Source organism: Limnospira sp. PMC 289.06 (assembly GCF_032350395.1).
GTDB lineage: Bacteria > Cyanobacteriota > Cyanobacteriia > Cyanobacteriales > Microcoleaceae > Limnospira > Limnospira platensis.
Genome location: NZ_JARPLC010000090.1, coordinates 16,807 through 21,165, shown reverse-complemented (window position 1 = coordinate 21,165; position 4,359 = coordinate 16,807). Strand labels below are relative to the sequence as shown.

The following is a 4,359-nucleotide window of genomic DNA, read 5'->3' as shown; positions in this document are numbered from 1 at the left end:
AATATGCAGTGGCGATCGCCCCCGACGGGAAACGAGCGGTGTCTGCATCGGATGATAAAACCCTGAAACTGTGGGATTTGGAGCAGGGGAGGGAACTCGCTACCCTCTCTGGGCATAGTGACTCGGTATATGCAGTGGCGATCGCCCCCGACGGGAAACGAGCGGTGTCTGCATCGGATGATTGCACCCTGAAACTGTGGGATTTGGCTACTGGAAGGGCTATAGCGACATTTACGGGTGAGTTTAGCTTTAAAAGTTGTGCAGTAGCCTCCGATGGAGTGACAGTGATGGCGGGAGATAAGTCGGGGCGGGTGTATTTTCTGCGGTTGGAGGGGTTGAGGGATTGAGAAAGGGGGTTTTTTTACCTGCATCCGAATCACCTACGCGATCGCTATAATGGCGAGAAAGCAGGTTTCTGGAGAACGTCATGCAAATTACCTTAAACAAGCAACAAGAAGAGTTTATCGCCGCCCAGTTAGCCCAGGGCAATTTTAGCCATCCTGATGAAGTGGTGAATGCCGCGTTTAAATTGCTAGAAAAATTGCAAACTGAATACCCAGACTGGCTCACCGAAACCCGCGCTCAAGTCAATCTGCCGCCTTTTTCTGGAAGTGGGGAAAAGGCTAATAACGTTTAAGGAACAATGACAGATACCACAGAACTTGATAAAATAGTAGCAGTATCCAACACAGGACCTCTCGTTTCAGCCTTTCAATGTGGTCGGATTGATTTACTCAAGCGATATTTTTCGCTCGTTTACATTACCACATCTGAGGTACAAGAACTAGATGGTCATGGGTGGCTCGATGAAATTACTCAACTCATTCGGGAGGGATTTGTGGTTGTTGCCGAATTAACCGATTCAGAAAAAAAACAATCAGAAACTGTAGCAAAACGAATTGAGCGATCGCACAAAAATACCCGTTCAGACTGGCGTGATGATCTCGCTGAAGCCGAGGCCATAATTCTCATGCAAAATCGCCCCGATCTAAATGTGGCACTTATTCTTTTAGATGAGAAAGCTGCCCGTCAAGTTGCTGGGGAAATGGGGTTAAAAATGACCGGCTTTCCGGGGATTTTAGGACGTGCTGGACTAGACGGAATTTTAACAAAAGATGACATTCGGCATCTCCTCAAAACCTGCCAGCAACAAGGTACATATTACGGCGATAAATTAATTGAAACCCTTGTAGAAAATTACGGAAGGTAAACCATGACTAAACAAGTTCCCGAACCCAATGCAGAGTTACTCTCCGCTGAAGATATTCATCAGGATGTGATGACTCTAACAACTGCTTTAGAACAACGCAAGGCTGAACGTAAAGCCTATCACATATTATCCCGTCCAGATATCCGTAACTTGCTCGATCGCATCCTAGCCAGTGGAATTTGTACCACAGAAGAGGAAGCCATAGAACGTGCTCTGACCATTTTGATTTCTGGAAGTTGAGAAAGCGAGTTTCTGGAACGATTTGATAAAATACGATAACTCAAAGGATGAAACGATGCTATAAATCACCATAAATTGGAAACCTGAACCCCAAACTTTGACCCAACTGGTACAGATTGCGATGCAAGAACAGAAAAGTTTAGAGACTCTGCTGGATGAGGCAGTTACCTAGTATTTACAAGCAAATTTTTTCTGATAGACAAATTGGCAGTCGCTTATCATATCCATGATTCCCAAGAAAAAGCCTGAACTTGGTTGATGCGCTTAAAATCACTATCGGCAGAAACAAGGATTAATCCGTGCTGAATTGCTGTGGCAACAATCCAAAGGTCATGGTCAGTAAATCCTAAGTTGCTGATACTTGTGCGACGCCGCTTATTTTTATCCTTGGGCGCAAACTGATTAAAAACTGCTGTTTTAATCTGACTATAAAAAATGGCCGTTTCTTCATCAATAAAATACAAATAAACTTGACCTAAAAACTCTTTTACTGCTGTGATATTTCCGGATTGCCTCCCAGACTTATCAGCCATGTACAGCAATTCCGCATAAGTGATAATGCTAATTCCAATTGCGTCATTACGATGATTATTTAAAACGTTAATGACTTGAACGTTGCCATTGATAATATGGCTACAATGGTTTGTATCCAGTCAATAGGGCATGATATTAAAACTGGGTTTCTGAACGAGTTTCATAAACGGAATCAAGGCATTCTTCCATGTCATCTCCTTGCCAAGTCCCGGCAAATTTTAGTAAATCTTTGGCGGTTTTCCCTCTTTTTAGCGGGGGCAATTTTCTCAAGGGAGATGCTTGAGGGGGTTCCGTTGCTTCTAGGGAGTCGAGAAACTCACTGACGAGGGCAAGTCTTTCCGGTGAGAGGTTATTCAGTTGGCTGGCGATTTTTTGGTGTAATTGAGTTGTATTCATGATTAATTTATATCCAGAATGTCGCAGGTTGACAAGACAGTGATTTTGATAGCATTGGCGGGGATAGTCGGTTTCTCGGCTGTAGGTTTCTAGGACCATTTGATAAAATATGATAGCTCAAAGGATGAAACGATGCTGGAAATCACTCTGAATTGGAAACCTGACCCCGAAACCGTTCGGCTGAGTTCACGGCGAAGCTTTGACTCAATGGGTAAAGGTGGCAATGCAAGAACAGAAAAGTTTAGAGACTCTGCTGGATGAGGCAGTTACCCAGTATTTACAAGCAAATTTAGCCTCTAACACCCTTTCTGTATCTCCCACTCCCCCTGACCCCTTCCTGGGTGGTCTATAATGATGGTAGCCCAAAACTGGACACCGAAGCAGAAGCCATCCTCACCGCAGAAATTGAATCCTCCTCGGGTTTATTGTGGAGGATGATAAAATATCAAAGACGGATAAATTGAGGAAAATCACCGATGCAAATTACCATCAACCTACCGCCAGACCTCGAACAAGACCTCATCCATCAAGCCACACAATCTAATATTCCTTTGCCTACTTTAATTTTGCAAGTGTTACGCCGCACAATGCAAACGGCACCCATTCCAGTGTCCCAATGGTCAGAAGCGATTTTGTCTTATCAAGGAATCCCTGATTTCCCGGCTTTCGAGTCCTATCGCGATGAACTGGTTCCCCCTCGCGAACCGGAAATTTTCTAATGCAATACCTCCTCGATACCTGTGTTATCAGTGACTTCATCAAAGGCGAACCGGGTACTCAAAACAGAATCAAGCAAACCGCCCCAGTCAACATTGCTGTTTCCTCAATTACAGTGATGGAACTTAACTATGGTTTAGCCCTCAATCCACAACGGGCGGAAAAAATTAAACTCGTTATTCTCGATTTTTTATCGTCGGTGACCATTCTTCCTTTCACAAACGCAGAAGCTGAAAAAGCGGCTGAGATTCGTGCTTTACTCAAATCTCAAGGACAGCCAATTGGGGCTTATGATGTCTTGATTGCTGCCACTGCACTGGAACATCAACTGCTCATGATTACCGCCAACCAACGAGAATTTAATCGCGTTGTTGGTCTTCAAACTGAGAATTGGCGACAGACCTAAAAAACTAGGTTTGATGGGGAGAATAGGTGAGGGTAGAAACCCGGTTTCTGAGATATCGGTGGGGGCAAGAAACTGGGTTTCTGAGCTAGATTTGGGTGAGGAGGCAAAGGTGATGGTAGAAACCCGGTTTCTGAGATATCGGTTAAATTTCATCAACCCTGCTCAAAATCTGGTTATATAAAGCTGAAGATACTCTAAATTCTGATGTAGCAATCAGCGCATCCATAAGAGGCTTGACCGCAGTAATTAAATTATTATGCTTGGCCTCAACCCAAATGTCTAGTAATCCCGTAATCTTGATGCCTAAACGGTCCGCTGCTGCTCGACCTCGACGCTCATCAATCAACAGCAAATCTGCATTAAGCTCTATGGCAAGAGCGAGGTAAAATACAGAAGCGATGTGATTTGGCGGTGTTAACTGCTACTGAAAAATGACCGAACTACTTCAACAGGCGATCGCCCAAATCCAACAACTCCCACCCGACCAACAAGATGCGATCGCGGCTCGATTTTTGGCACAGTTGCAGGATGAGCAAAAATGGGAAACCCGTTTTGCTACCACGACAGCACCAGGAGTAGGTTGGGTGAACGCAGGAAACCCAACATCTTGGTAGGTTGGGTGAACGCAGGAAACCCAACATCTTAGTAGGTTGGGTGAACGCAGGAAACCCAACATCTTAGTAGGTTGGGTGAACGCAGGAAACCCAACATCTTAGTAGGTTGGGTGAACGCAGGAAACCCAACATCTTAGTAGGTTGGGTGAACGCAGGAAACCCAACATCTTAGTAGGTTGGGTGAACGCAGGAAACCCAACATCTTAGTAGGTTGGGTGAACGCAGGAAACCCAACATCTTAG

The 4,359-nt window shown here is 44.7% G+C and carries 10 protein-coding genes and 1 pseudogene; 8 read left to right on the top strand and 3 right to left on the bottom strand.

From position 1 onward, the window contains the following. The 4 genes and pseudogenes from P5674_RS17045 to P5674_RS17030 form a co-directional block, all read left to right on the top strand. Positions 1-347 (top strand): annotated as a pseudogene (locus P5674_RS17045) (WD40 repeat domain-containing protein); the annotation flags it as partial. Positions 348-427: 80 nt separating this feature from the next. Next, positions 428-637 (top strand): type II toxin-antitoxin system ParD family antitoxin, encoded by a 210-nt coding sequence (locus tag P5674_RS17040; RefSeq protein ID WP_315670121.1) that lies wholly within the window; start codon positions 428-430, stop codon positions 635-637. A 6-nt stretch (positions 638-643) separates the two neighbouring features. Next, on the top strand, positions 644-1,210 hold the full coding sequence (locus P5674_RS17035) for a hypothetical protein (RefSeq protein WP_315670120.1): 567 nt from the start codon (positions 644-646) through the stop codon (positions 1,208-1,210). A gap of 3 nt (positions 1,211-1,213) precedes the next feature. Next, on the top strand, positions 1,214-1,450 hold the full coding sequence (locus P5674_RS17030; RefSeq protein WP_006616407.1) for a hypothetical protein: 237 nt from the start codon (positions 1,214-1,216) through the stop codon (positions 1,448-1,450). 218 nt (positions 1,451-1,668) lie between these two features. Here P5674_RS17030 and P5674_RS17025 read toward each other — a convergent pair whose 3' ends face one another. Next, the gene (locus tag P5674_RS17025; RefSeq protein WP_315670122.1) at positions 1,669-2,103 is read right to left on the bottom strand and encodes a type II toxin-antitoxin system VapC family toxin; all 435 of its coding nucleotides are present in this window, start codon (positions 2,101-2,103) and stop codon (positions 1,669-1,671) included. A gap of 16 nt (positions 2,104-2,119) precedes the next feature. Then, entirely contained in the window at positions 2,120-2,479 is a 360-nt protein-coding gene (locus tag P5674_RS17020; protein ID WP_315670119.1) for a hypothetical protein, read from the bottom strand. A gap of 124 nt (positions 2,480-2,603) precedes the next feature. Between P5674_RS17020 and P5674_RS17015 the strand changes: the two genes are divergently transcribed. From P5674_RS17015 to P5674_RS17005, 3 genes are all read left to right on the top strand, one after another. After that, positions 2,604-2,732: a hypothetical protein gene (locus P5674_RS17015; RefSeq protein WP_315670118.1), complete on the top strand. Its 129-nt coding sequence runs from the start codon at positions 2,604-2,606 to the stop codon at positions 2,730-2,732. 124 nt (positions 2,733-2,856) lie between these two features. Further along, positions 2,857-3,099 (top strand): hypothetical protein, encoded by a 243-nt coding sequence (locus P5674_RS17010; protein ID WP_006616411.1) that lies wholly within the window; start codon positions 2,857-2,859, stop codon positions 3,097-3,099. Continuing rightward, complete coding sequence (locus P5674_RS17005; RefSeq protein ID WP_315670116.1) at positions 3,099-3,503, top strand: type II toxin-antitoxin system VapC family toxin; 405 nt, start codon at positions 3,099-3,101, stop codon at positions 3,501-3,503. Before P5674_RS17010 ends, P5674_RS17005 begins: the two co-directional genes overlap by 1 nt. 142 nt (positions 3,504-3,645) lie before the next feature. Here P5674_RS17005 and P5674_RS17000 read toward each other — a convergent pair whose 3' ends face one another. Further along, on the bottom strand, positions 3,646-3,849 hold the full coding sequence (locus tag P5674_RS17000) for a DUF3368 domain-containing protein (protein WP_006616413.1): 204 nt from the start codon (positions 3,847-3,849) through the stop codon (positions 3,646-3,648). An 85-nt stretch (positions 3,850-3,934) separates the two neighbouring features. Between P5674_RS17000 and P5674_RS16995 the strand changes: the two genes are divergently transcribed. Continuing rightward, positions 3,935-4,117, top strand: a complete 183-nt coding sequence (locus tag P5674_RS16995) for a hypothetical protein (protein WP_006616414.1) — start codon at positions 3,935-3,937, stop codon at positions 4,115-4,117. The last annotated feature ends 242 nt before the right edge of the window (positions 4,118-4,359 follow it).